The sequence below is a fragment of the Enterovibrio baiacu genome, assembly GCF_004120195.1.
Taxonomy (GTDB): Bacteria; Pseudomonadota; Gammaproteobacteria; order Enterobacterales; family Vibrionaceae; genus Enterovibrio; species Enterovibrio baiacui.
Map to the genome: position 1 here is coordinate 21,217 of NZ_SCHN01000030.1, position 25,352 is coordinate 46,568.

Sequence of the window (25,352 nt, forward strand, 5' to 3'; positions counted from 1 at the left end):
AAAAATAAAAAGCCGAAGCAAGTTGCTTCGGCTTTTTGATGTTCATGACGCATAAATGATAGCTCTAGGAATCAGTCCAGCCCCACCAGCTCAAGCTGCTCTTTAATCACCACTTCTGGGAGGGCAACGAACCCTTCAGATGTCACCAACGCCTGCCCCTGGCGAGAAAGCATCATCTTAATGAATTCTGCTTCCATCGCTTGCAAAGGTTTATTCGGCACTTTGTTTACGTACACATAAAGATACCTGGAAAGTGGGTACACGCCAGAGGTGACATTGTCTGCCGTCGTATAGATGGATGACCCATCTACACTCAGCGGTAACATTTTTGCCCCTGCTGTGCGATAGCCGACGCCAGCATAGCCAATAGCATTGAGCGAAGAGCTCACCGACTGCACCACAGACGCAGAGCCGGGTTGCTCATTGACATCGGCACGGAAATCCCCGTCACATAGGGCTTCATCTTTGAAAAAACCATAAGTGCCTGATACGGAGTTTCGACCAAAAAGCTGAATGCTGCGTTTTTCCCAGCTGCCTTCCAGCCCCATTTGTCCCCAACGAGTAATACGCTGTGTCGAACCACAGCGCAGGGTTTCTGAAAATAATGCATCCACATCATCAAGAGACACGCTTTCGACAGGGTTATCTTGGTGAACGAAAATCGCCATGGCATCAATCGCCACTTTTATCGCAGTCGGCGGATAGCCATACCGACGCTCAAACAGCTCGATTTCTTTCGCGCGCATTTTGCGGCTCATGGTGCCGAATTGCGCCGTTGATTCAATCAACGCCGGTACTGCTGTGGAAGAGCCTGCTGTTTGAATCTGCATGTTCACATTGGGGTAGTATTGCTTAAACAGCGCGCCCCACTGCGTGACAAGGTTGGCCAAGGTGTCAGAACCTACCGTCGACAGGTTTCCCGAAATGTCGTCAGTGCGGTAATACAGCGGCAAATGATCGTCCGCGTTAGCCACAGAGCTTGTCGCAAGCGCACCTGTCACCAATGTGCTCACGGCTAACAGAATACTCGCAACGCGCCTTAGCATGACAAACGCTCCGGTAAGGTGAAGGAGAACACACTGCCTTTGCCTACTTGGCTTCGGATCTCAAGTTCCGATTCATGGTGGTTCAAGGCATGCTTCACGATAGCTAATCCCAAGCCACTGCCACCGGTTTGGCGCGAACGTGCTTTATCAACCCGATAGAAACGCTCCGTCAGGCGGTCAATATGCTGCGGTGCAATACCCTCACCGCTGTCTATGACTTCCAGACGCGCACCTTTCGATGCTCGGAACCAGCGCACTTTAATGGCAGCCCCTTCGGGTGTGTGCTTCACGGCGTTGTACACCAAGTTGGAAATGGCGCTTCGTAACTGATCATCATCTCCTAGCACTTGAAGGGAATGATCGACATCGAACTCAAAAGTATGAGCTTGATCGCCGCTCAATGTTTGCGCCTCTTTTTCAAGCACATCCAACATCGCGGGAACATTCACTTTCTGGTCGAGGGCAATCTTCACGCTGGCTTCGATTTTAGAGAGCGTCAGCAATTGCTCCACCAGCCCTTCCATGCGAGACAATTGTTCAGTCATCACCCCATGGGCTTTATCCCACATAGGGCCTTGCAACATGTCAGGGTCTTCAGACATCTCCAAATAGCCGCGCAATACCGTCATTGGCGTACGCAGTTCATGGGAAACGTTAGCAAAGAAGTTTCTGCGCATGCCTTCGAGTTGTTTCAACTGCGTGATGTCACGCACCACCATCAAGTATTCACCTTCGGCGTAGGGCATGGTTCGAAACTCGAGGGTTTTAGAGGCAAGCAACGGCGAACGCATTTCGAACGCATCACCAAATTCAGCGCGTGAAAGGTAGTCGATAAATTCTGGCGTACGAATCAGGTTTGCAATGTATTGCCCCGCATCATCAGGCATACGAAAACCCAACAACTCTTGAGCCAGCTTGTTACACCACACAATAGAGCCATCATGCTCAAACACGACAACGGCATCGGGCAAAGATTCGGCACCGTTTCTAAATCGGCGGATCAGGTTAGCCAACTCTTTCCGGCGACGACGGTTACGTTTTTGAAGGCGGTAAATGCCGTTAAACAGCGGCGTCCAACTGCCTGAGCCGGAAGGCGGTGTGAGGCTTCGCTCTTTCCAAAGCCAATCAGAGAGCTTTAGCTGATGGTAAAAGTTCCACAGCAAAACAAGCACGGTGGCGAGAAGCAGCAGCCAAGGCAAACCGCCAAAGAACCATCCGATGATGAACCAAGGTAAATAAAAAAAAGCCAGCTCAAGAGCCAGCTTCTTCCAAGTGAGTCTTTCGACCATCTATGTCTCCAACCTGTCACCCAGTGGCCATTGGATGACAATATGAAAGCGTATCCGTGAGGATTAAGAGCGTGTCGAGAAGCGGTAACCAGCGCCACGGACGGTTTGAACCAGTTTGTCGTGGCCTTCTTCTTCGAGCGCTTTGCGTAAACGACGAATATGCACGTCTACTGTACGATCTTCAACATAAACGTTAGTACCCCACACGTTGTTTAGCAGTTGTTCACGGCTATAAACACGTTCTTGGTGCGTCATGAAGAAGTGCAGCATTTTAAATTCAGTCGGGCCCATATCGAGCGGCTTATCATTTGCCGTTACACGGTGCGATACGGGATCTAATTTCAAACCTTGTACATCGATAACGTCATCCAATGAGGTGGGTGACACGCGACGCATGACCGCTTTTAGACGGGCCATCAGTTCTTTCGGTGAGAATGGCTTGGTGATGTAATCATCTGCGCCCACTTCCAAACCGCGCACTTTATCTTCTTCTTCACCGCGCGCTGTCAGCATAACAACGGGGATCTGACGTGTAAGCTCGTCGCGTTTAAGGTGCTTAATCAGGTTAATCCCTGAACCGCCTGGCAACATCCAATCCATGAGGATTAATTCCGGGTACGGCTCGCAGATCTTTTCCAGCGCGCTGTCATAGTCTTCTGCTTCTACGGCCTGATAGCCTTTTTGCTCTAGTACAAAACACAACATCTCACGAATCGGTGCTTCGTCTTCTACAACAAGAATCCGTCTTACCATTATTTAATAATCCAGTTAACGTTCATTTCTTTGACGCCATTATGTGATTATATTATGACATTTTTGTGACCCATCACGAGCAATCACAGCACAGAAAAACCGCTTCACTGTCGACTTTTCACGACAGGCCACGAAAAATGTCGCCTTCAGCAAGATGACGATGAAGTAACGCGATAGTAATTTTCTAACTCACTGATCCCTAACCCGGTCTTCTTCGTCACACGCAGTTGTGTCGGAATACGTTCTTTCATGGCTTCGATATGACTGATCACGCCAATCATCTTGCCAGAGGCATTCAAGCTGTCGAGCGCGTCCAGCGCAATGTCTAAGGTTTCGCTGTCCAGCGTGCCAAACCCTTCATCAAGGAAAAGCGAATCAATGCTGGTCTTGTGGCTCACGAGATCAGACAGCGCCAGTGCAAGCGCCAAGCTGACCAAGAAGCTTTCACCGCCGGATAAGGTTTTCGTGTCACGTTCAATGTCGCCTTGCCAGGTATCAAGCACACTCAGTTCTAAGCCCTCACCCTGTTTACGGTTCAGCTGATAACGACCATGAATGCGTTCCAACTGTTTGTTGGCAAGGTAGACCAGATTATCCAACGTTAAACCTTGAGCGAATTTGCGGAATTTATCGCCCTTTTGCGAACCGATCAATGCGTGCAAATACTGGATATCATCATAGTCAGCACGAAGGCGTTCAATCTCTTCAAACAAGGCTTGCTGATTCTCTCGGCGTTGCTTGTCTGATGACAATTCATTGCTGAGTTCACCGCTGCGTTTTGACAATTGGTTCAACACGTCCGTTTGCGCTTGAAGCGCCGTTTCGACCTCATCCAATGGTGTTTGCTGCAATTGCTCGGCATTCTCATGCGCCAGCACCTCTGCCACATGACGTTGCGCTTTTTGAAGCAACACTTTCGCGCCTTCTAACGCATTTTCTAGCTGGCGCTTTTCTGCCAACAGTTGCTGCTTTTCTTCTTCCGGCAACAAGGCAGACTGGAAGGCATCAAGTGACGTGAAAGGAGATGCTAGCAAGCGTTCATTCCATGTGGCTTCTTTGCTTGCTGTATCTTCTTTTTGACTACTAAGGGCCTGCTCCAAGCTGCTCGTTTCTGCTTGAATCGCTCGCAAATCACCTTGGCACTGCTGGGCTTGCTGTTGCGATACCGTCAAAGCTTCTTCGGCGCTCACCAGTTTCGCTGCACTTTGTTGTCTTTCTTGCTCTACCACCTTGTCGCCAAAGAGCGCATCGCGTTGCGCTTTCGCAGCATTCAATGCGCCAAGCAGTTTCTCACTGTCCTTTTGCACCGCTAACCGTTGTTCATTCAGCGCAGTCAGCTCACGAGAGATACTCGCCAGTTCTGACTCCAGCAGCGCAATCGCTTTTCCAAGCGCGTCTTTACGCTGCGTGTTTTGCTCCCACAACTCAGCATCTTGCTTTCTTTCCTCAAGCCAGATTAATAGCGTGTCGGCATGAGGTGCGGTGTAACCGCTGTCTGCAATTTGCGTGTTCAGGGCGGTTTGTAACGTATCGAGCTTGTCTAAACGCAAACGCTTGTCTTCGAGCAAACCGTGTAACTGTCGTTCATTGTTTTCAATGGTTAGCATCAACAATGACAGCGCCTGTTCAAAACCTGCTTGAGCACGGGCTGCGTCATCCCACTGCTGTTTCGCTCTTTGAAGATGCTTGTCTTGGTCTTTCAGTTGAGCCAGCGTTTGCGTCAATGTATCTCGCGCTTGTTTTTGCTCATCCGTGAAGGCCGTAAACGCATCTTGCTGCTGTATCGACAACGCCATACCCAGTGCTGAAGAGGTTTCGGCCCATTGGTGTTCTAGTGCTGCTTGCTGCGATTGCATGCGCGTTAATTGCTGTTCAAGTTCAGTGACGTAACGCTTGCATGTTTCCAACTTCACGCCGGTTTCTTTGCCAGTAACTTCCAACTGACTCAGTGCTGTCTCAGCATCTATTTTCTCTTGAACGGTTTCCGACACATTCAGAACTGCACCAGTCAACGCGGGGTGTTCCGTCGAGCCACACAGTGGACATGCCTCTTCGGGGTGAAGTGCAGCGCGATACTGAGCAAGGTGCTCTTCTTGACTAACGAGTTTGCCTAGCGCGTCAATAAGCTGCTTCTTGTCTTTGAACTGACCGCGAAGTGCCACCAACTCTTGTTCTAGGGATGTCGCCAAAACTGTTTGCTGCTCTCGTAGCGCCTGTTTCTCGACCTTGTCTTTATCAATATCAATCCATTGCTGCTGCCACTGGCTCAACTGAAAGTACGTTGCAAGCTGAGCGTTTAGCTGCTCACGCTGCTTATCAATGGCATCCACATCGCCCTTTTCTGTCGCTTCAACAAAGGCATGTTGCAATGTTTCCCAATGGCGTTTCGCCGCATCACTGGTTGCTACTGCAGCAAGTTGTTCTTTTTGGTCTTTCTCCGCACGGGCTTTGTCGGCATTGAGTGAGGCCGTGAGCGTTTTTTCTTGCTCATGTAAGCCCGCCATGGCGGCGTGTTCTTGTTGGATCTGCAGACCCATTTGCGCCCACTGACCAAGGTATTGCTTGAGCGTCCCCGCCGATTGATGCTCAGTAAGGAATGCAGTGACCGCACCTAGCGTTTGGGTTTGCTCCTCAAGCGCACGCGTTTTTTCATCACGCACCGAGGTTTGCTCTGTACACTTGGCTTGTAATGCAATGTATTGCGCAGCGACTTCCTGATGACGCTGAGTACTGTGTTTGATCTCGTTATCGAGCGGCATGACTTTTTCGGTGATCAACACATCAAGGGCTTGATGCTGCGCTTTCGTTTGGGCGAAGGTTTCCTGCGCCAGTTTCAACGCTTTATCTGCCGTCTGACTTTGGGCTGTGCTGGTTGTCAGCATGTGCTGCTTCGCCGCCAATGCTTCTTCGCTGGATGCGCTTTTCTGCACCGCGGTTTGCCATAACTCGTAAGGCATACGCAGCTTCTCAGCTGGCTCACTGTTTTCTAATTTTTCAATGCGCGGCAGGGCAGCGTCCCAGTTTGATTTCGCAAGGTGCTGCTGCTGTTCTGCCTGTGACTGTTCCTGTTGGCTTTTTTGACATTCTTTCCACCACGCAAGATGAGCCGTGAGTTCGGCTTGCCGTCCTTGCTGCGCTTTGTGGTTAGCATCCACCTCTGCCAATGCGGCTTCGATGGCGTCAATCTCTTCGGCATTCAGCAGTTGTACGCCTTTGGCTTCCGCCTCTTTTTGGCTCAGTTGTAGCTTCGCAGCCGCAAAATGCTCATGCACTTTCTCAGAAATTCTGCCGTAGATCTCCGTGCCCGTGAGTTCTTCTAACAACTCCGCGCGTTCGTTTTCCTTGGCATTTAGGAAAGCGGCGAAATCACCTTGCGACAACATCATGGATTTGGTGAATCGCGAGAAATCGAGGCCAGTGATGTATTCCACCAGTTCATTTTTCTGCTTCACTTGTGTTGCCAGCACCTTGTCCGATTTCGCATCGACCAGCTCAACATCAGCCTGCTGTAAGTTACCATCAACTTTACCGCGAGAACGTCGCATGCTCCAAAACGCGCGGTACGGATGGCCTTTCACTTCAAACTCAACCTCTGCGGCACACTCCGCCGTGCCCCGCGTCATGATTTCGTTGCTTGATGTAGAGATAAGCCCCAATCGCGGTGTTTGGTGATAAAGCGCCAAGCAGATCGCATCCAACAAGGTCGTTTTACCTGCCCCCGTTGCACCAGTAATGGCAAATAAGCCATTGTCTGAAAACGGTGTTTGGGTGAAATCAATCTTCCATTCGCCTTTCAGCGAGTTCAAATTTTTAAAGCGTAAGCTGAGGATTTTCATTCGCCCGCCTCCACATGCTCAACTTCCGCGACGATTTGCGCGAACTGCGTTTGAATGCGGGCTTTACGGGCTTCTTCTACTTCGCCGTCAAACACTTCAAGGTCGAGGCGTTTTTGAAAAACATCCTGCGGGGTTAATTCCGCTAAGGTTTCTTTTGCCTCTTGGGTCAACGCTTGCGATTTTTGTGTGCGAGCACGTTGCAACTGAAGCACTTCCACATTGAGGTCTTCGGTAAGCAGCTGAATGCGCTGCTGTAAATCGGACAGATAGTCTTGAACCGCGACTTCGATGTGCAGCCAAATAGGTTTTGGATCATCATGATCTTTTAACTCGGAAAGCTGTACCTCTATCTCTTCCAACGACCCTTTTAGGACAGCCATAGGCTGAAAGCTCGGCACGCTGATAGGCTCGATGCTAATACGCTGCTCACCGTCGAATTCCACCAGCACCACTTGCTTGCTGAATTTGAGTTCATCGAAGCTAAGGGGAATCGGCGATCCGCTGTAACGAATATGCTCTGATTTAGCGACAATTTGAGGACGGTGAATGTGCCCTAAGGCGATATAATCCGCTGGGGGAAAACCATCAGCCGCAAAACCATCGAGCGATCCGATATAAATATCACGTACCGATTTAGACGGACTAACACCCAATGCCGTTAAATGCCCGGTGGTGATAATGGGCACTTTCCATTGGTGTTCGCTACGCAGTTCAACCGCGGCTTGATACAAGGCGTGATAGTGGGCTTTGATGGCATCGCCCAAGGCTTGGCGTTTTTCAGTGCCAGATTCGCCAGCGCGGCTGGTCATGACATCGCGAGGGCGCACAAAAGGCACCGCACAAACAATCGCGCCAACATCACCCGATTTGGTTTTCAGCGTCAGTAATTGGTCTTGAAGGTCATCACTGGTGTTGGCCACCACTTGGGTATGAAGGCAGGCCAGCAAGGATTTAGATTCTTTTAGCGTGGACACCGAATCGTGGTTTCCACCTAAGACAATCAAGGAACAATGACGCTGACTGATGGACACCACAAACTGGTTATACAGTTCACGTGCATAGCTTGGCGGCGCGCCGGTATCAAACACATCTCCCGCGACAATGACAGCATCGATTTGGTGTTCATCAATTTGGCTTAACAACCAGTCTAGAAACGCTTGGTGCTCGCTTCGGCGACTTTTCGTGAAGAAATTTTGTCCTAAATGCCAGTCAGAGGTGTGAAGTATTTTCATCGCAAGTTGTGTGCTCGTTCTTGTGCTCAGTGCCAAATTGTACCCCATTTGAAGCGACATTCTCCCTTGAATGCAATACCATGTGGCCTTTGTCATTACTGGATGGATAAAGCCTCGCCATGATTTGGTTCAAGAACATTTTCACCTACCGCCTTTCGCGCGATATCGACCTCGACCCAGACCACATTGAGAAGCAATTGTCTGAGTTTCGCTTCACGCCTTGTGGCAGCCAAGACATGCAAAAATTTGGCTGGACCACTGCGCTAGGTAAACATGGCGATATGATGACCCACGTAAGTGATGGCAACATTCTGATCTGTGCGCGCAAAGAAGAGAAAATGCTTCCGGCTTCTGTCATCAAAGACTCGCTAAACGCGCGTGTTGAGGCGATGGAAACTGAGCAAGGCCGCCCATTGAAGAAGAAAGAAAAAGACAGCATTAAAGATGACATCGTGATGGATTTGCTGCCGCGTGCATTCAGCCGCTTGAGCCAAACCTACGCGTTGATCATGCCAAAAACGGGCCTCGTGATTGTTGATGCAGGTAGCGCCAAAAAAGCAGAAGACATTTTGGCCCTGCTGCGTAAATCACTCGGTAGCCTGCCTGTCGTGCCTGTTGAAACCAACAAACCAGTCGAGCTGGCCATGACCGAATGGGTTCGCTCAAATGCCGCGCCTAAAGGTTTCACCATTGGTGATGAAGCTGAACTGAAAGCGATTTTGGAGCAAGGTGGCGTGATCCGCTGTAAGCAACAAGATCTCTCGAGTGACGAAATTCTCGCGCACATTGAAGCAGAAAAGTTGGTGACCAAACTGGCGCTAAACTGGCAAGACCGCATAGAACTGATGCTTTGCGAAGACATGTCTATCAAGCGCATTAAGTTCTCTGAAGAGCTGCGCGATCAAAATGCAGACATCGACCGTGAAGACATCGCTCAACGCCTTGATGCAGATTTGTCTCTGATGTGCGGTGAGCTTGGCGCATTCTTGCCAAACCTGTATGAAGAACTTGAAGGAATTGATACGGGAAGCAACTAAGCCGTATTGGGTGAATCTCCTCATAAAAAAACAGCGCCAATCGGCGCTGTTTTTTTATGTTCAAAATCCGCTACATCTTGGCAAACATCATCTTGTCGTAGGCTGCCACTGACTTTTTGAAATCGGTCATTTCGCTGCGAGGCACAGAGGTAGCCATCGGGATTTTCGCAGTCATTGGGTTAACCGCACGACCACGGATCAGAAGTTCATAATGGATATGCGGCCCAGTTACACGGCCACTGCGACCAGACAAGGCAATGCGCTGACCACGCGTTACACGTTGGCCTTTACGCACCAAAATTTTACTGTTGTGCAGGTAGCGGGTTCGGAATTGATTCCCGTGATCCACCACCACATATTTGCCGGCATAAGGATGATTTCTCACCATCACAACCACACCATCACCCGTCGAAACAACCGGTGTTCCGGTTGGTACAGCAAAGTCAGTACCGTTATGCGGAGAAACGCGTCCCGTCACAGGGTGCTTACGTTTGGGGTTAAAACTCGAACTGATTCGCTTTTTGCTTACCGTTGGATACCGCTGGAAAGCACGCTGTAAGCTATTGCCGCTCTTATCGTAGTAATTTCCGTCTGTATGCAAGTACGCGGTAATCGGTGCACCACGACGCTCAATGCGAATGGCTTGAATTTCTCGTTGTCCACTCGGCACGCCATCAACAAATTGCTCCGCTCGCACCACTTCAAAGCGATCGCCTGCGCGTAAATCTCGTGAGAAGTTGATTTTGTCTTTGAGCAGATTAGTAACGGTATCTACATCGTTGTAGCTCAGCCCGGCTTTTCGCGCCGACACTGAGAAGCTGCCTTTGATATCCCCCGCAGAGACGGATTGCACCCACTCACCGGGAATATCGATTTCCTGAAACACGAATGTGCCATCATCTTCACGTTGATACATCACTTTAGATGCAACGTTAAATTCGAGTTCGAGCTTGTCGAGGTGCTTCGCGGAGCCATCAACCCAAAAGCGCAAAATATCCCCCGGTTGAAGGGTATCAATGCGTAAATGGTTAAGGTCGGTTTCCATCAAGTTAAGCAAATCGCTATAGGGGATACCTAACTTCATGAAAATCTGACTGAGGCTATCACCGGATTGAATGGTGTATTCATAATCTGGGAGCAAGAGCTTTTCAATGACGGCAGTGTCAGTCACGACAGCATCATTCGCAGGGAAAGCGGGGAGCAAAGAATTCGAAATCGTTAAAGGTATGATTCGAGACGCGTCAGAGCTTAAGAAATTGACGGACACGGCAACCGTCACAAGCGACAGTCCCATTAAGCCAAGCATCGATTTAGACAACTTACTCATCGTCTTGGTTTTCTTTTCGTACATTAAACGACTTCTCAATTACGCAGTATTTATTCATCACGGCCTGACAAGAGTATAGACACACGCCGCGTGTTTCAATTTATCGCCTTCCATTACTGGCAATTCATGCCAAGCGATTCCGTCATTTTATGCGCACACTGCGCATAAACCCTTGGGCTGTAAGAATGACATTATTTTCTTCGAAAGGTTTCCAGAATCGAACTGGCTATGTTAACAAGATCACAGTAAAATCGCCGCTCCTTCGCATCAGCGTCTGATGCGCCTGACTTACACTCAGAAATAAGAAGCATTGAATATGTTTGTACCAGAACTTCTCTCGCCTGCTGGCAGCTTAAAAAACATGCGTTATGCGTTTGCTTACGGTGCAGATGCAGTTTATGCAGGCCAACCACGTTACAGCCTTCGCGTACGTAACAATGAGTTTAACCATGAGAACCTTCAAATCGGTATCGATGAAGCCCACGCATTGGGTAAGAAGTTCTACGTGGTGTGCAATATCCAACCGCACAACTCTAAGCTAAAAACCTTTATCCGCGATCTAAAGCCTGTTGTTGATATGGGCCCCGATGCGCTGATCATGTCAGACCCTGGTTTGATCATGATGGTTCGCGAAGCGTTCCCTGATATGGCGATTCACTTATCTGTTCAAGCGAATGCCGTTAACTGGGCGACAGTGAAGTTCTGGCAAACCCAAGGCATTGAGCGCGTGATCCTTTCACGTGAACTGTCTTTGGAAGAAATCGAAGAAGTGCGTAAAGAAGTGCCTGAAATGGAGATTGAAATCTTCGTTCACGGTGCACTTTGCATGGCGTATTCAGGCCGTTGTCTGCTTTCTGGTTACATCAACAAACGTGACCCGAACCAAGGTACCTGCACCAACGCTTGCCGCTGGGAATATAAAGCCGAGAAAGCGACAGAAAACGACGCCGGCCAAATCGTTGAAGTGCAAGACGCTGTGCAGGTTCAGGAGGTTGAAGAACGTCCTAACAACACTTTGGGTCTTGGTAAACCAACCGACGAAGTCGTACTGCTGAGCGAAGCACACCGCCCAGAAGAGAAAATGGCCGCGTTTGAAGACGAGCATGGCACCTACATCATGAACTCAAAAGATTTGCGCGCGATCCAGCACGTAGACCGTTTGACTAAGATGGGTGTGCACTCGCTGAAAATCGAAGGTCGTACGAAGTCTTTCTACTACTGTGCGCGTACTGCGCAAGTGTATCGTAAAGCAATCGACGACGCGGTAGCGGGTAAACCGTTTGACGAAACCTTGATGAGCACGCTGGAAAGCCTTGCACACCGTGGTTACACAGAAGGTTTCCTTCGTCGTCATAATCACAGCGAATACCAAAACTACGACTACGGCTACTCTGTATCAGACGCGCAGCAGTTTGTGGGTGAATTCACCGGTAAACGCCGTGGTGATTTAGCTGAAGTTGAAGTGAAGAACAAATTTGTTGTGGGTGATTCACTGGAAGTGATGACACCAAACGGCAACGTGACCTTCACGCTAGAAACCATGGAAAACCGCAAGAGCGAAGTGATTGACGACGCGAAAGGTAACGGACACTTTGTGTTTATCCCTGTGCCTGCGGACATGGATCTTGCTTTTGGCCTCTTGATGCGCAACTTGGTTGAGGGTACGAACACCCGTAACCCAAACACAGTTCAAACTGCGAGCGCATAATCCATGGCGTTACTGATCACTGAGAAGTGCATTAACTGCGACATGTGCGATCCAGAGTGCCCGAACGAAGCGATTACGTTCGGGGCTGAGATCTACGAAATTGATCCAGACAAATGCACGGAATGCGTGGGTCACTATGAAAAGCCAACGTGTCAGTCAGTTTGCCCTATCACGAACTGCATCATTATCGATCCTGAACGTCGTGAAACGAACGATGAACTCTTAGAGAAGTTCGTCACCCTTCAGGGTCTTGCATAAGAAAAGCGCCGAAAGGCGCTTTTTTATTGTCCGAGATGTTTCCGCGCAAAGCGTTCACATCACTGGCGAAGCACCACCAAGCACTGTTCTGGTTTTACTTTTACCCGCTTTTTCTTCTTCGTCGTGACGACTTTTTCCTGTTCATTCTTGGGCTTAGGTCGCCAACTGATGAGCTCACTGCCACAACCATCACCTTGCGGTGGCGCAGCTTGATCAACACAAGAAGCACTTCCCTCGGGGCAACGTAATCGAACATGCATGTGATAATGGTGTCCCCACCACGGCCTGACCTTGCGTAGCCATGTTCTGTCTTCCCATGTCATTTCACATAAGGTCTCTTTAATGACAGGGTGAACGAAGATGCGGGCGACTTCAGGCTCCGATGCTGCCACTTGGAAAAGAACAGCATGTTCCTCAAGCCAATTATCTCGACGCAACGAGTAGGACTTCAAATCAACCATGCTGATTGCTGTCGGTTTTTCTACGATGTTTTTTTTGAGCCTTTCCGGTGCAAAGCTCAGCCAAATGTCCGCATCAAGACCGGTTTGATGACTGGAATGCCCGCGGGTGAAATTCCCACCGCGCGGCATTGAAATGTCGGCAATCAATAAATCATCCAAACCAAACCCTTTGGTTTTCCCCGCAAGTTCCGTCAGGTAGGCGATCATATCTGGGTGCCCATAGTATCGGTTTCTTGATGGGCGAATAACTTGATAGCCTTCCCCCACCAGCGGCATGGCTTCTCCGCCTTGGAGGCAGCCATTGGCATAGCTCCCGATTGATTGCTCTTGGCCACTTGCGGGCACACCCGCACGCTCCCACGGATTTGCAAATGCCATGTCGACGCCCCAAAAGAACAAGGCCATCAGAAAAAGCATGAATAGAGTTTTCTTCATCTCGTCCCCACAAGAATACGTTTCTCTACGATCTTAGCAGGCTAGACTTGCGCAAGCGGCAATAGGTTACTTAGGTATAAAGATATTTGTAACAGGGATTAAAAAAGAGGAGCCAAGCTCCTCTTTTTACAGAAACATATTCATGTTTCAAGACATGCTGTAAGAGGAACGCCCGCCCCTCTTACTCTTGGTGCTAGAAGCCCCAGTTAACACCCAGTTTGATATTACGGCCTGGTTCATACGTGCCATTGAAATCTCCGCTCAAGCTCGCATGATCTCGATACGTTTTATCAAACACGTTCTTCACTGAAGCCGTCAGCGCGAGATCTTCGCCGCTGATTGGCATCCACTGCGCATACAAATCATGTACACCGTAACCTGGTTTTTCTTCCGAACCATCAGGCACATCCGTCAGACGTTGTACGAAACGGCCAGTCCAACCAAATTCCAAATCATCGGTCGCGAAGTAATTCACAGTGGTGACAACCGTATCGCCACTTGCAGTGCCGATGTTCATGTTACCGTCACTCAAAGGTACACCATTTAGCTCTGGTTCAGCTCGGCTGTAGCTAATGGTCGCAGCAACACTTTCCAACTGGTAGCCTGCCGAAACGGTAAAGCCTTGGTTATCCAATGTTCCGACGTTCTCGTAAATGGCGCTTTCACGGTCGATCACATCTTCAATTTTGCTGTCGAAAACGGTGGCAGACAAATACCCGTTGTTGAAATTCCAGTTCACGGTCAATTCAGTATTTTTCGCCGTTTCGCCTTTTCGGTCGCTTGAACTATAGACGTAATCCAATAGCCACAACTCACTCACTTGAGGACCACGGAACGCTTCTGCATAACCAAGAATGACGTTCAAATCTTCCGTGATGAAATAGGTTGCAGCGACATTAGGGCTAAAACCACTGTCGGAAATATCAGTACCTTCCGAGCGAGAATCGCCATCTCGCAGATCTTCATCTAGGGCATAGTGGTCATATCGTGCACCCGCACTGAGCATCACCGATTGCGTTAAGTTGTAATCACCTTGTAGGTACACACCGACCTGATCGCCTTTGTCTACAAAGGTCTGGCTTCCACCGCTAAACGTTGATTCATCTCTGCGGAAATCCGTACCGTAAATCAGTGTGAGTTGTTCAAATTTAGATGTGTTGCGAATGTCACCGCCGATTGACTCAGTATTACCCACATAGGTCCCGAATCTCGGGTCGTTGAAACGTTCAAGGTTCAAATCGGTGTAATAAAATGTGGTATCTAGGTTCAGCCAAGAGCTGCCAGAATCAAAAAGGTAGTTTAGCGTTGCTGTATCGCGGAAAGTGCTCTGCAATAATGGGTAGTTTCGGCTGAAATCCCCCATGTGCGGGCGGGCGTAGCGGGTCGCATCGTCCTCTTTACGCTCGTAACTAAAGGTGAGCGTCTGAGAATCGGTTAGCTCGCCGACGATCTTTGCGAAGCCGAACTTATTGCGGAACCCTGTGTACTCAGCCGTGTCGCCGTTTCCATCTTCATAATCGTCTTGGTCTGTATAACCCAAAGACGCCAATACAGTGACTTTATCACTCAGCGCGCCATAACCTGTCGCTGATGTTTTAAAGCCATCGGTATTGTCGGAATACGTGGTTTTAACACGCCCACCAAATTGATCACCCGCCTCGAGTAACGCGCGCGGATCTTTGGTTTTCATTTTGATCGCACCACCGAGAGCGCCTGCACCGTCGGTCGCACGTCCTGCGCCGGCAGAGACTTCAACTTGCTCCAGAAGCTCTGGCTCTATGAACAAGCTGCCTTGGTGGTGGAATAGCGAGCCAGCTTGAACAGCACCATCAATCGTAACGTTCAGCATCGTATCTTCAAGGCCACGCACATACACTTTCTGTGAGTAGTCCGTTCCCCCACCTACCGTGACTTCGGAACTGGTACGGAAAATGTCGTTGAGGTCACTCGCTTGGCTTTTCTCCAACTGGCTCGCGTCAATCGTGACGTCTGCAGCTTGGAGCGGATTACCTGTCACAACGACGGTTTCGTCGGTGTTCGCGATAGCTACATGACTGAAAAGTGCGGTACATACAGCAATATTGAGCGGGGATATTTTGAAGCTACTTCCTTGGAACATCTTATTTACTTCCATCAATGATAACGATAATGATTTTCATTATTATCAAAAAGAAGTACCGTTCTGTAAATGCATTTTACAACTGTTACAATCAGATTAAGTCAATGATTTAAAACACTTTAATTCACTTAGAGTAAACGCATTCTCCTTGGTTAGGAAAAACAATACCCTACGCCATGTGCTGTTTGTAGACGCTCCGCATCCATTCCTGCCGCCATGAGTTTTTTACGTACTCGACTCAAATGCATGTCTAAACTTCGATCGTATTTTTGGAAATCTCGAGAAAGAACACGTTGATACAAATAGTCTTTACTCAGTATCTGATGCTGCTGAACCACCAATGTCCAAAGCAATTTAAATTGAATCGGTGTCACTGAGATTGTTTGCCCATCATAGGTTACGATCTGCTGTTTTTTATCCATGACCAGCTGATCAACGGTCATCAGCGAATGATGGGAAGGCGTAGGTTGTTGTCCCGTGCGCCTCAAAATAGCCGCCGTTCGGCAAACAATTTCACTGAAGGGCTGTTGGCGCGTGATGTAGTCATCCGCGCCATAAAGGAAGCTGTTAATACACGTTCGCTGACAATATGTTTCGGCCAATAAAACGATGGGGACTGAGGTCTTTTGACGCAATTGCTTGAGCAAGCAATGACCTTTCATTTCTGGAAGTGACGTTGATAACATGACAAATTCAATCGCCAATTGCTCATGCAATGTGAGCGCTTCATCGGATGTTAAACACCAGCGAACCATAAAGCCTTTACGTTGAAGTTGTTCAACAAGCATCTGTCCGTATTTTTTATCAGGCTCTACAACCAGCAACATATTTCCATGCTGTGCTCCTCGTGCATTCATTACTTCACCCACATTGTTTCAGAGCCAATAAATGCGATCGATTATCAATATCATTACGTTTTATAAAAGCCTAGCACCTCACATATAGGATCAAGATCACATAAATAGAGTCCAATAAGTTAGGCGATACATTCATTTTCATTATGAATGCATGCGAATGTGTTGCTGAACGGAGTCAAGTGCGGCTTTATCCCCCAATAAGGTTTGCTTAACGTCATTGCCAAACCACTCCAACGAGGCTGTTGCATGATCGTTTTTCAACACTTCGGGTAAGAATCGGTGGTAGTCCATCGCCCCTTCTAAGAGAGGCACCATGCCATGACGGCACCCCGCAGGGGAGTAAACATTGTCTGGCGAGAAGACGTTTAGTTGCTCTCTCGAACGCACATTTTTCAGATGGTAGTGCCCGATGCAATGCGCCACGCGCCGATGGAAAGCGACAGGATCTTCCCCTGCCTCCCACACGTGCAAGGTATCAAAATTCAATTTCAATGCCGGATGATTCACTTCTTCCAACAATTGAATGATCGAATTTGGCGTGTCCGCCAACGTCCCTGGGTGCGTTTCGACAAGCACATCCAACCCTAAATCAGCAGCATAACAACAGATGTGATGTAGGCGGCGTGTCATTGCTTTTCGCTGATGAACATCCACATTTTCGCTGGCCTGATGCCCAGCAAAAGTGCGAACTTTTGAGGTTTCCCAGTAGTTCGCAAGACGGCAGATATGCTGACATTTTTCTTGAGCATCTCGTGCATCTCCCACGATGGGAAGGTAATCACTGAGCATGGAAATAGACAGCCCCATATCATTGATCCACTGGGCATCATATTGAGGCTGCGTTTCTAAACCGCGCGCATGTACTCCCCAAAGCTCGATACCTTGGAAATCATGACACCTCGCCCACTCGGCAATGTTCTCTAAAGAAACCAGATGGTGTCGAAACGAGATCGTACAAATAGACAACTGCATATCACACAGCCTCAGCACAGCTTTCAACGATCAAATCATTGAGTTCACACCAATCTTTGTACACTTCGTACAATCGATTTTTGATGCGCATTTCGGTTTTATCTTGCTTGTTTAACAGCGCATAAATCCCCACCTGCAGAGACAGATCTTTCGTCTCAGCAAGCTTCATGATTTGATACTGAATTGAGGTATACGTTTGAATCAGATCTTCAATCACATCACACCAGTGTTCGAAATCATCATCCGCCAACCCTAACGCTCGCCAGAAATAAGCAAAGCCGTGCTCATACGCATATTTACGGACGGCAATCACTCGAATCTCACGCAATGCGAGATTTAATGCAGATAAAGAAACGCCATGCGAACCGGATAGATGGGCATTCAATATGGTGCGAATAGCATCGGTCAGTGGGTTTGATGTCGCGATAAAGCAGGCATCAAAATAGGCTTTCACATCTTCGGGAATAGCATGTTTTAAACCCTGCTCATCAAACACATACCCGCCAGCGACACTTGGTTGGGCAATGGCATTGAAAATACGCTCACGATCAAGCAAGCCTTCCCAGCGAAAGTCAGGATCCAGCATCATGAGTTTTTCTGGATCGTCTGAGTTTTCTAACATGACGTAATGTGGGAAGGGGTTTTGGCTAAATTTATTCTCTCTTTCAGGCAGTTGATACATATCCAACATGACCATCAGGTTCGTCGTCTTTGGTTTTTTAACCAGCAACCTATTCATTTCTTGAATATTTTCTTGCTTAGACGCATTTTCCTTATACCAAGAATCTAGGCGAACGCCGTAAAGGCGATGATACCAAGAAAGGAACTGCTCATGATTGATGTCATCGGAATGGTATTGAAGTTGGAAGTCTTCACTGATGGTGAAAGTGGCATCCCACACACCGAAATAAAATGGACGATGATCGATCCCTTTACGTTTGAGAGACTCACATACACAGCTGACAAAGCAATGCACTTTTACATCTTCAAACTCTTCCGTTGCGACCTCATCAACCACCACTGCTTTGCTGTTCACTCGGCACAGAAAATCCGCCAAGCTCGACACGGTTGCATAGTCTGCTGCTGTGATGTTTTGCTCCGGCACGCTCAATCCTAAATCGAGTTCTAAATGCAGAATCAGCTGAAGAATCAGCACGGAGTCGAGATACAAATCTTCATTTAACTTTGCCGATTCACTGAAGCTGTCCATATGTCGGCTTTGCATGTTTTCAGCCAACACTTGTCGGATAGATTTGATAATGTCTTCGCGCTGCATGGTGCCTCCTTACCCTAACGCCGGAATTGAAATTGTGCTTTGAGATAGCGCTTTGCGATTAATTTTGCCGTTCGCCATTTTTTCAATTTCTTCGCATTGCTCGATATCGACGGGTAGCTGATAAGACGCCAACCTCGTTCCACACCAATGACGAATTCGACTCGGTTCCAACTGGCTCGTGGCAATGAATTGCAGACAAACACGCTCGCCAGAAAAAGGGTCTGGACGCTTAAAAACGATCGCCTCCGTGACATCAGGGATTTCAAGCACCACATTTTCGATGTCTTGTGGATAGACGTTGAGCCCAGATACGTTGATCATGTCATCGCACCGAGACACAAAATAAAGCCCACCTTTATCATCGGTATACCCAAGGTCTTGGGTATGAATGATGACGTCGCCTTTTGTGATCACAATTTCATCTGGAGAAGACGCATCCTTTCCCGCAAAAACATGCAGGTGCGGTAATGGCAGCCCTACTTGGTTTGCGGCTATCGTGTTCGTGTTAATGGCAATACAACCAGCCTCTGAACAACCGTACTGCTGAAAGACATGTTTTGTTTTCTTTCGTAATGCATCAAACCAAGCCCTAGGCAGCACGGTACCTGACGTCATTACGGCATGTAGCATCTGATCTTTTGGATAGAGCTGAACCACGGAATTAATCAACGCGGGGGAGGAATACAACAGGTGGTTGGGTGTACTCAGCAGGTTTTTTAACAAGTATTTGGGGTTGATGTTATTGATGATGACGGGCGTTAACCCTCGCTTTAACGCGACGAGTACACCGGCTATCAATCCATAAGAGTGCGTGATTGGACAGGCGATAAGTGGCGTCATGGTTTGAGGGGCAGTAAAGAAAGCGACGTAACTGTCGACTTCTTCCGCAATTGATTGCCAAGTACGGGTAATCACTTTGGGCTCGCCCGTTGTTCCTGAACTGGTTTGAACGAGCACTGCGTCATTATCTCGCGTGCTATTTTGCAGTGTCATCGCAGGTTGATGCTTATCAAACAGCAAGAAATGGCACTGTGCACGGTTCGCTAAGCGCTTTGCCGCAAGCCGAGGAGTAGGCGCAAATATCGGGTAGAAGGACCCACCGTGTTGACGTAGATACAAACACACAGACAACACATATGCAGGGTCCTCACTGCAGATCGCAAAGCGTTTTCCCGCACAGTCTCCAAGGATGGGGTCGGCTTTAAATGCCTCATAAGCGTTATAAAAATACTCATGACCATAGAATTCATCGTTAACGAAAATCATAACGTCCCTATTATTCGATATGCTAAATAGACAGTGGGTTTGGAATGAGGTGGTGACACTCGGCGCTGCTCGCCTTCAGCTTTCTTGTCATCAGAGATTCAGTGAGAATGTCGGGGGCTCGGTATCCAAGCAGTGACAAACGCTCGGCAAGCTCAGGATGACTCTTTTCGTAATCATCGAGTTTTCGAGAAACACGGCGCCAAAATTCGTGCTCGGGAAGAGGGTAGAAAGTGCTGATAAGGTGCGAAACGTCCGCAAGGTTGTAGATAAACAAGGTATCCATAACCAGCTCACGCAACAGTTCAATCGAACTCATTGCGTAGTAATCATCAAGCGGCGCATCAATGAGCGAAGGTTCAATTGCTGCAAAATTCGGCACCGCCTTGGCATCACGAATAAATGCTGCGTTGTATTCGACGCTCTCGTGAAAATCTCGAACGATAATGCGCTCAGGCCATCCATCACGGTGCACTAACACCATGTTCTGACCATGAGGCTCAATGCCAATGCCGTGCTTCACCAACAGATGCCAGATGGGTGTCACTGTGACCTCGATAAGCTGCGCTAACCATGCATCTAGTCCATAGCGTTCGACCCACCCCGTAATGAAGGGTAAGCCGTCATTTTCCACCATCATGATGGCGTTAAACGGAACAGCTTCCTCACCGGCCTTCAAATGAAGCTCTACACTTTCTCTAAAAATAACCGCCAACTGACCTAACTCAGGCGATGTCCTCACGTCCAATGAATCATCGGCAAACCGTGCGCCAGCATATTCGTTCAAGATGCTCACCCCTTCTAACTCAGCATCACCAATCAGGGTGTTTTCAAGCCATTGAGATACCAATGGAGCAAGGCAAACGGAATGTGTCGCTAGGTTTCGATGAGAAGAGGTATTCACCATATTCATTGGTAGCTTTATGTTCGGGTGCAGGGACGCGTCTTTGTTCAATAACGTTCTGACGGATTGGGTTGCTGCGTATTTATCCGAGCCGATACCAAGAAATATGATGGCTTTCGTTGCGAGGTATTTGGCTAACCAACCCTCTTTCAATTGCTGCCACTGCCAAGGGTGGATAGGCAGTAGGCCATAGTCCTCCCACGTCCCCTCGTGAGCATTTAGTGCGCCAGACAGTCGACTCCATTGCGCGTGTCCAAGTTCATTCAGCCAAAAGTTTGTTTGCTCTACCGGTAAGGTTTGCTTGAAGTGAGAGTGCCGAACCGCCAGCCAATACAGGTTGAAGGTATTCCCCGTTTCGGGCCCAAACGATCGATGATCCGATTCAGTAAAACCTGTTCGCGCTTTAAAAGAAGGATGATAGGGATGCCCTTCATCCAGTTGATGTTCCAGCGCTGAATAACGGGATAAACGTCGTGATAACCGCTTCGGTAAATGCTGCATATTCCAACGACTGAGCTGTACCGTTTGAAGAAACTCTTCGGTCAGCGCTTTCTTGATGTTCGCCGTTGTTGGAAGATCATCAATGATCGTTAGCCACTCACTGCGAATATCGACAGATCGTCCGTTGATTTTCAGACTATAAATCGCCAATCGATACCGACCAAACGCACCAATGTGCCCCTCCACACTGTATTCGCGCTGGCCCATCAGCCAGAAGAACTCGTCCGCACTTGATGAGGCTGAAGGTTCCACTAACTTTTCGAACAGCAAAGCTTCAAGTAATTGCTTAATCACTCTTGCTTCTGGTGGCAGTTGTTCACAATTAGGCAGAGGCATAGCTAGCCTCCGTTGCTTCTTCTAAGCAGGTCATCACTAGCGGGTTGGGAATATGGCAGTAGATAGCTTGCTCATTTTCGACCGTCAGTTCGTCAACGTCATGAACGCGCGTTAATAGATTCCCTTTGGCTGGGATACTGGATTGAGAGAGCAGTTGATCAACAAACAAGGTTCCAGCGCCTGTGAGAACATGGCGCAATGCCAAAAGGCGCTGCTGGACGAAGCTGACCAATATTCTTTCTTCAACCAAGCTGTCAGCGCCTAAGCGCCCAATAATGGAGAACAGATTATTAATCAGTAAGTAGTAGGCAAACCGATCACAAATAACGTCATCGTCAAAGTACAAAGCATCAACCGTGACTGACTCAGGCTCCATAGCCGCGAGGTGGTTTCTGTAGGCGTTCGATAAGTAGAAGCCTTGGTTATCTCTGAAGTAGTAAATTGTTGGATAGCCTTCCTCAAGCTGAAGCACGCTATTTTGCTGGTGCGCTTCCAGGGCGATGCCATGCTCATCGTAGAGCTTTAACATGGGTTCGATACTGCATTCCCAATACTTCGCAAACCACTTTATGGAGGCTTGAGAGAGCGAGGTGTTTTCTCTCAATGCGATGGTTTGAACGAAGCGAGACAGCATTGACGTCTCCTCGGGAAGAGCGTCTTGGGTCAGGGCCGCGATGGTGACAACATCGGTATCTTTTCCTTCCAAAAATGGGTTTTCTCGGATGATGACTTCAAACCCTGTTTCGCTTTGCTCTGGCAAGACAACCGTAATGTAAGCAGGGTCAGTGATAATTTTGAATTGGGGATAAGCTTCGCTGAATCCTGCTTTTCGATAGAGCGTCGCCATCACTACACCCGCATCAAGCTCATGCCTTTTATTCACGCGCAGAGAGTTCGTTATTTTTACGGGCAGTGAGAATTTATACATCCACGCTAAATGCGCGTTATAGAGAGAACGAACCGAAGACGTTGCAGTGAATTCAACGCCTTGAATACCCAAGTCGATGACTAAACCATCCGCCATTAAATGACGAACACTCGGTTGATGAATCAACCATTGGGCTTGAAGCGGATGCATGGGCAGAACCAAATGATCATCTGCTATCGAGGATGATATTGGTAATGAAGACGCGATGATCTCTTCTGCTGAAATGGTCAGCGCGGAACGCTGACATATTAGGTTTCGAGCAATGCTGAAGTAATGTAGAGAGAAACTCCCCTTCGTTTCTGGCGCATAATAGACGTGATGATAGTCCAGCATGCCTTGACGACTTTTAGGGGTTGGGTGTTGCCAATGTCCAAAGAGTAGAGACTGTTCTGCATCGATAAAATCGGAGCTTGCCAATTTAGGATCGCCAAGTCTCTGCGAAATATACGTTTCCATTAACGAGCGGCTTTCAGTCACTCTAGAGAGCAACTCTTGTTTGTTGTTCTCACGCTGAACATTAAAGGTCGAAAAGATATTGGACGAGAAAATGGTTTCGATTAGAAGCTGTAACACACTCGAAAAAGGCACTTCTTGCCATCTGCGACTGGAAGGGTGAAACAGATAAGCGCGAGAAAATCGGTGACACCCAACTAAGGTGCGGTAGCTGACGGTAACAGCAAGTCTAGTGCTTTGGGTTGCAAGCGGCGTTTCAACTACCCATGCACAGTTTTCCAATGACATCGAATTCTCCGCGTCTTGCCATTGTTTCGCGGTATGCCAATGTCCTTCATCTATCTCTTTTAAGTAGCAGTTGAAGAAAGCCTGAAATGATGCAATGTCTGCAATTTCCTTTGCGTTCTGGCTCAAAATAACCTCACCTTCAAAGCGAGCAACACTCTGTGTAAGTGCTACATCCAACAAGGCTGAGAATCCTAATTGATATTAATTATCATTTCACCAACTGTTACTTTTGTTACAGCGCCCCTCCAGAAAGGTCTCAAATTAACACCCCGTCCCTAGTGATAACTCGCTCACTCGCACAAGATAATGCTTTTACGCAAAAGCATGACGTTCATGACCTCCAAAAACCGCATTACCGACGCGCCAATCATTCCAACATTCTTCTACTTTGCCTTACCTTCTCTCGCGGGATTGTTGGCCATATCAAGTGCGAGTATTGTTGACGGCATATTTGTTGGACGCTATTTAGGCGCAGGGCCTCTTGCATCAATTAACCTGCTCATTCCTTACTTTACGTTTATGTTTTCTGTCTGCTTGATGATAGCGATTGGAGGCACGGTATTAGCGGGAAGGTACATCGGTGAAAAGAAGCAGAAAAATGCAGACGCGATATTTTCCCAATCTCTCATTAGCGCAGTATTGTTCACGACAGCTATGGCGACTCTCGTAACACCCAATAGCGAGTATTTGTTCAATGCACTCAATGCACCACAAGACATACATGAGACCATGGATAGCTATTTTGGCATTATGTCTTACTGTCTGATCATCCAATTAACCACCATGGTGCTTTATTACTTTGTTCGAGCGGATGGGTTTCCAGTATTGGCCACAACGGCACTCATCTTCGGCTCTATCACCAATATTGCACTCGATGTGCTTTTCCTCGGGTACTTAGGATTAGGCATTGAATGGGCGGCATGGGCGACCACTATTGCTCAAAGTCTCCAACTCACCATCTTGCTTTCCTTTTTTGTAAAAAAGCAAAGAGCCTTAAAGTTCACGCTAAAAGGATTAAACGTTAGAGAGTCAGCCCGAGCACTCATCAATGGCTTCTCGGAATTCATCAATGAAATATCGGTCGGGACCGTGATATTCACTGTTCACTGGTTATTACTTTTGGAGGGTGACGATACGGCAATTGCCGGCTTCTCAATCGCAAATTATGTATTGTTTATCAGCATGATGACTTACTACGGCATCGTGGATGCTATCCATATACTCGTGAGTCAAAATCTCGGAGCTGGGAACATCCGTCGTATTAGATACTTCATGCTGTTAGCAGCGGTAACTATTCTAAGCATGAGTACTGTACTGGTATTGACCTGTACTCTGTACCCTCATTATCTTTCTCAGTTGTTCCTTTCAGATATCGAAAATGCATCACAGCAAAGTGCTTTGCTTTATCTAAGTATCCTTTGGCCATGTCTGATGTTCAGCGGCCTAAACGTTTTAATCTCTGCGTATTTCACCGCGATACAAGAACCACTGCAATCTACGGTTATCGCATTGAGCAGAGGATTATTGCTTCCAGTGATATTACTCATCGCATTATCTACCTATGTGAAACAAATTCACTTCCTTGCAGCCCTACCCATCGCTGAATTTATTACATTCGCTATGGCGAGCACTTTGTTTGTTATCAACCAAAAGCGACAGACCCCAACAGATCCTGTCTATGCTTGATCCCCTAAACGACAAAAGCCCCGCTAATCTAGCGGGGCTTCTTGATAAATAGCGGAGCGGTCGGGTTGGCAGATTACCTCCGAGAGTCAAGCCAGAGGCGCGTGAGAGTCCATTTACAAAACCCGCAGACGATAAAAAGCCCCGCTATTGCTAGCGAGGCTTCTTAATAAATGGCGGAGCGGACGGGACTCGAACCCGCGACCCCCGGCGTGACAGGCCGGTATTCTAACCAACTGAACTACCGCTCCACACGGTGATAAACAGTCTCCTGTTCATCCGATACATGTCGTTCAATACACATATCTAAATTGGAAGCCTGGCGATGTCCTACTCTCACATGGGGAAGCCCCACACTACCATCGGCGCTGTTACGTTTCACTACTGAGT

The 25,352-nt window shown here is 48.1% G+C and carries 18 protein-coding genes and 1 tRNA gene; 4 read left to right on the forward strand and 15 right to left on the reverse strand.

Annotation, left to right across the window (positions count from 1 at the left end):
* Positions 1-71 precede the first annotated feature (71 nt).
* From EQP46_RS23155 to sbcD, 5 genes are all read right to left on the reverse strand, one after another.
* Positions 72-1,025 (reverse strand): PstS family phosphate ABC transporter substrate-binding protein, encoded by a 954-nt coding sequence (locus EQP46_RS23155; protein ID WP_129495864.1) that lies wholly within the window; start codon positions 1,023-1,025, stop codon positions 72-74.
* Between the two features lie 14 nt (positions 1,026-1,039).
* Positions 1,040-2,335, reverse strand: coding sequence for a phosphate regulon sensor histidine kinase PhoR (gene phoR, locus EQP46_RS23160; protein WP_129495848.1), 1,296 nt, complete (start codon positions 2,333-2,335; stop codon positions 1,040-1,042).
* Between the two features lie 63 nt (positions 2,336-2,398).
* Positions 2,399-3,088 carry a phosphate regulon transcriptional regulator PhoB gene (phoB, locus tag EQP46_RS23165; protein WP_129495849.1) on the reverse strand — a complete coding sequence of 230 codons (690 nt, stop codon included), beginning with the start codon at positions 3,086-3,088 and terminating at the stop codon, positions 2,399-2,401.
* A gap of 146 nt (positions 3,089-3,234) precedes the next feature.
* Positions 3,235-6,924 carry an SbcC/MukB-like Walker B domain-containing protein gene (locus tag EQP46_RS23170; protein WP_129495850.1) on the reverse strand — a complete coding sequence of 1,230 codons (3,690 nt, stop codon included), beginning with the start codon at positions 6,922-6,924 and terminating at the stop codon, positions 3,235-3,237.
* Positions 6,921-8,156 (reverse strand): exonuclease subunit SbcD, encoded by a 1,236-nt coding sequence (gene sbcD, locus EQP46_RS23175; protein WP_161972889.1) that lies wholly within the window; start codon positions 8,154-8,156, stop codon positions 6,921-6,923. The genes EQP46_RS23170 and sbcD overlap by 4 nt, the downstream gene beginning before the upstream one ends.
* 122 nt (positions 8,157-8,278) lie before the next feature.
* On the opposite strand from sbcD, the gene rdgC reads away from it, so the two are divergent.
* On the forward strand, positions 8,279-9,193 hold the full coding sequence (gene rdgC, locus EQP46_RS23180) for a recombination-associated protein RdgC (RefSeq protein WP_192545542.1): 915 nt from the start codon (positions 8,279-8,281) through the stop codon (positions 9,191-9,193).
* A 70-nt stretch (positions 9,194-9,263) separates the two neighbouring features.
* On the opposite strand, the gene EQP46_RS23185 is transcribed toward rdgC, so the two are convergent.
* On the reverse strand, positions 9,264-10,544 hold the full coding sequence (locus EQP46_RS23185; protein WP_129495852.1) for a peptidoglycan DD-metalloendopeptidase family protein: 1,281 nt from the start codon (positions 10,542-10,544) through the stop codon (positions 9,264-9,266).
* Positions 10,545-10,836: 292 nt separating this feature from the next.
* Here EQP46_RS23185 and trhP point away from each other — a divergent pair, with 292 nt between their 5' ends.
* Positions 10,837-12,228 carry a prephenate-dependent tRNA uridine(34) hydroxylase TrhP gene (trhP, locus tag EQP46_RS23190; protein WP_129495853.1) on the forward strand — a complete coding sequence of 464 codons (1,392 nt, stop codon included), beginning with the start codon at positions 10,837-10,839 and terminating at the stop codon, positions 12,226-12,228.
* A gap of 3 nt (positions 12,229-12,231) precedes the next feature.
* Positions 12,232-12,486, forward strand: a complete 255-nt coding sequence (locus EQP46_RS23195) for a YfhL family 4Fe-4S dicluster ferredoxin (RefSeq protein ID WP_129495854.1) — start codon at positions 12,232-12,234, stop codon at positions 12,484-12,486.
* A gap of 59 nt (positions 12,487-12,545) precedes the next feature.
* On the opposite strand, the gene mepA is transcribed toward EQP46_RS23195, so the two are convergent.
* The 8 genes from mepA to EQP46_RS23235 form a co-directional block, all read right to left on the reverse strand.
* Positions 12,546-13,382 carry a penicillin-insensitive murein endopeptidase gene (gene mepA, locus EQP46_RS23200; RefSeq protein WP_129495855.1) on the reverse strand — a complete coding sequence of 279 codons (837 nt, stop codon included), beginning with the start codon at positions 13,380-13,382 and terminating at the stop codon, positions 12,546-12,548.
* 193 nt (positions 13,383-13,575) lie between these two features.
* Positions 13,576-15,501 carry a TonB-dependent receptor domain-containing protein gene (locus tag EQP46_RS23205; protein ID WP_129495856.1) on the reverse strand — a complete coding sequence of 642 codons (1,926 nt, stop codon included), beginning with the start codon at positions 15,499-15,501 and terminating at the stop codon, positions 13,576-13,578.
* Between the two features lie 152 nt (positions 15,502-15,653).
* Positions 15,654-16,358 (reverse strand): response regulator transcription factor, encoded by a 705-nt coding sequence (locus tag EQP46_RS23210; RefSeq protein WP_129495857.1) that lies wholly within the window; start codon positions 16,356-16,358, stop codon positions 15,654-15,656.
* 141 nt (positions 16,359-16,499) lie between these two features.
* The gene (locus EQP46_RS23215; protein WP_129495858.1) at positions 16,500-17,330 is read right to left on the reverse strand and encodes a sugar phosphate isomerase/epimerase family protein; all 831 of its coding nucleotides are present in this window, start codon (positions 17,328-17,330) and stop codon (positions 16,500-16,502) included.
* 1 nt (position 17,331) lies between these two features.
* On the reverse strand, positions 17,332-18,606 hold the full coding sequence (locus EQP46_RS23220) for a DUF6005 family protein (protein WP_129495859.1): 1,275 nt from the start codon (positions 18,604-18,606) through the stop codon (positions 17,332-17,334).
* Positions 18,607-18,615: 9 nt separating this feature from the next.
* The gene (locus tag EQP46_RS23225; protein WP_129495860.1) at positions 18,616-19,872 is read right to left on the reverse strand and encodes an AMP-binding protein; all 1,257 of its coding nucleotides are present in this window, start codon (positions 19,870-19,872) and stop codon (positions 18,616-18,618) included.
* Between the two features lie 22 nt (positions 19,873-19,894).
* Positions 19,895-21,610, reverse strand: a complete 1,716-nt coding sequence (locus EQP46_RS23230) for an IucA/IucC family protein (RefSeq protein WP_129495861.1) — start codon at positions 21,608-21,610, stop codon at positions 19,895-19,897.
* Complete coding sequence (locus EQP46_RS23235) at positions 21,597-23,459, reverse strand: IucA/IucC family protein (protein ID WP_129495862.1); 1,863 nt, start codon at positions 23,457-23,459, stop codon at positions 21,597-21,599. Before EQP46_RS23235 ends, EQP46_RS23230 begins: the two co-directional genes overlap by 14 nt.
* Positions 23,460-23,612: 153 nt before the next feature.
* Here EQP46_RS23235 and EQP46_RS23240 point away from each other — a divergent pair, with 153 nt between their 5' ends.
* Positions 23,613-24,965 (forward strand): MATE family efflux transporter, encoded by a 1,353-nt coding sequence (locus EQP46_RS23240; RefSeq protein WP_129495863.1) that lies wholly within the window; start codon positions 23,613-23,615, stop codon positions 24,963-24,965.
* A gap of 171 nt (positions 24,966-25,136) precedes the next feature.
* Here the strand turns inward: EQP46_RS23240 and EQP46_RS23245 are convergent.
* A tRNA-Asp gene (locus EQP46_RS23245) sits at positions 25,137-25,213 on the reverse strand.
* Positions 25,214-25,352 lie beyond the last annotated feature (139 nt).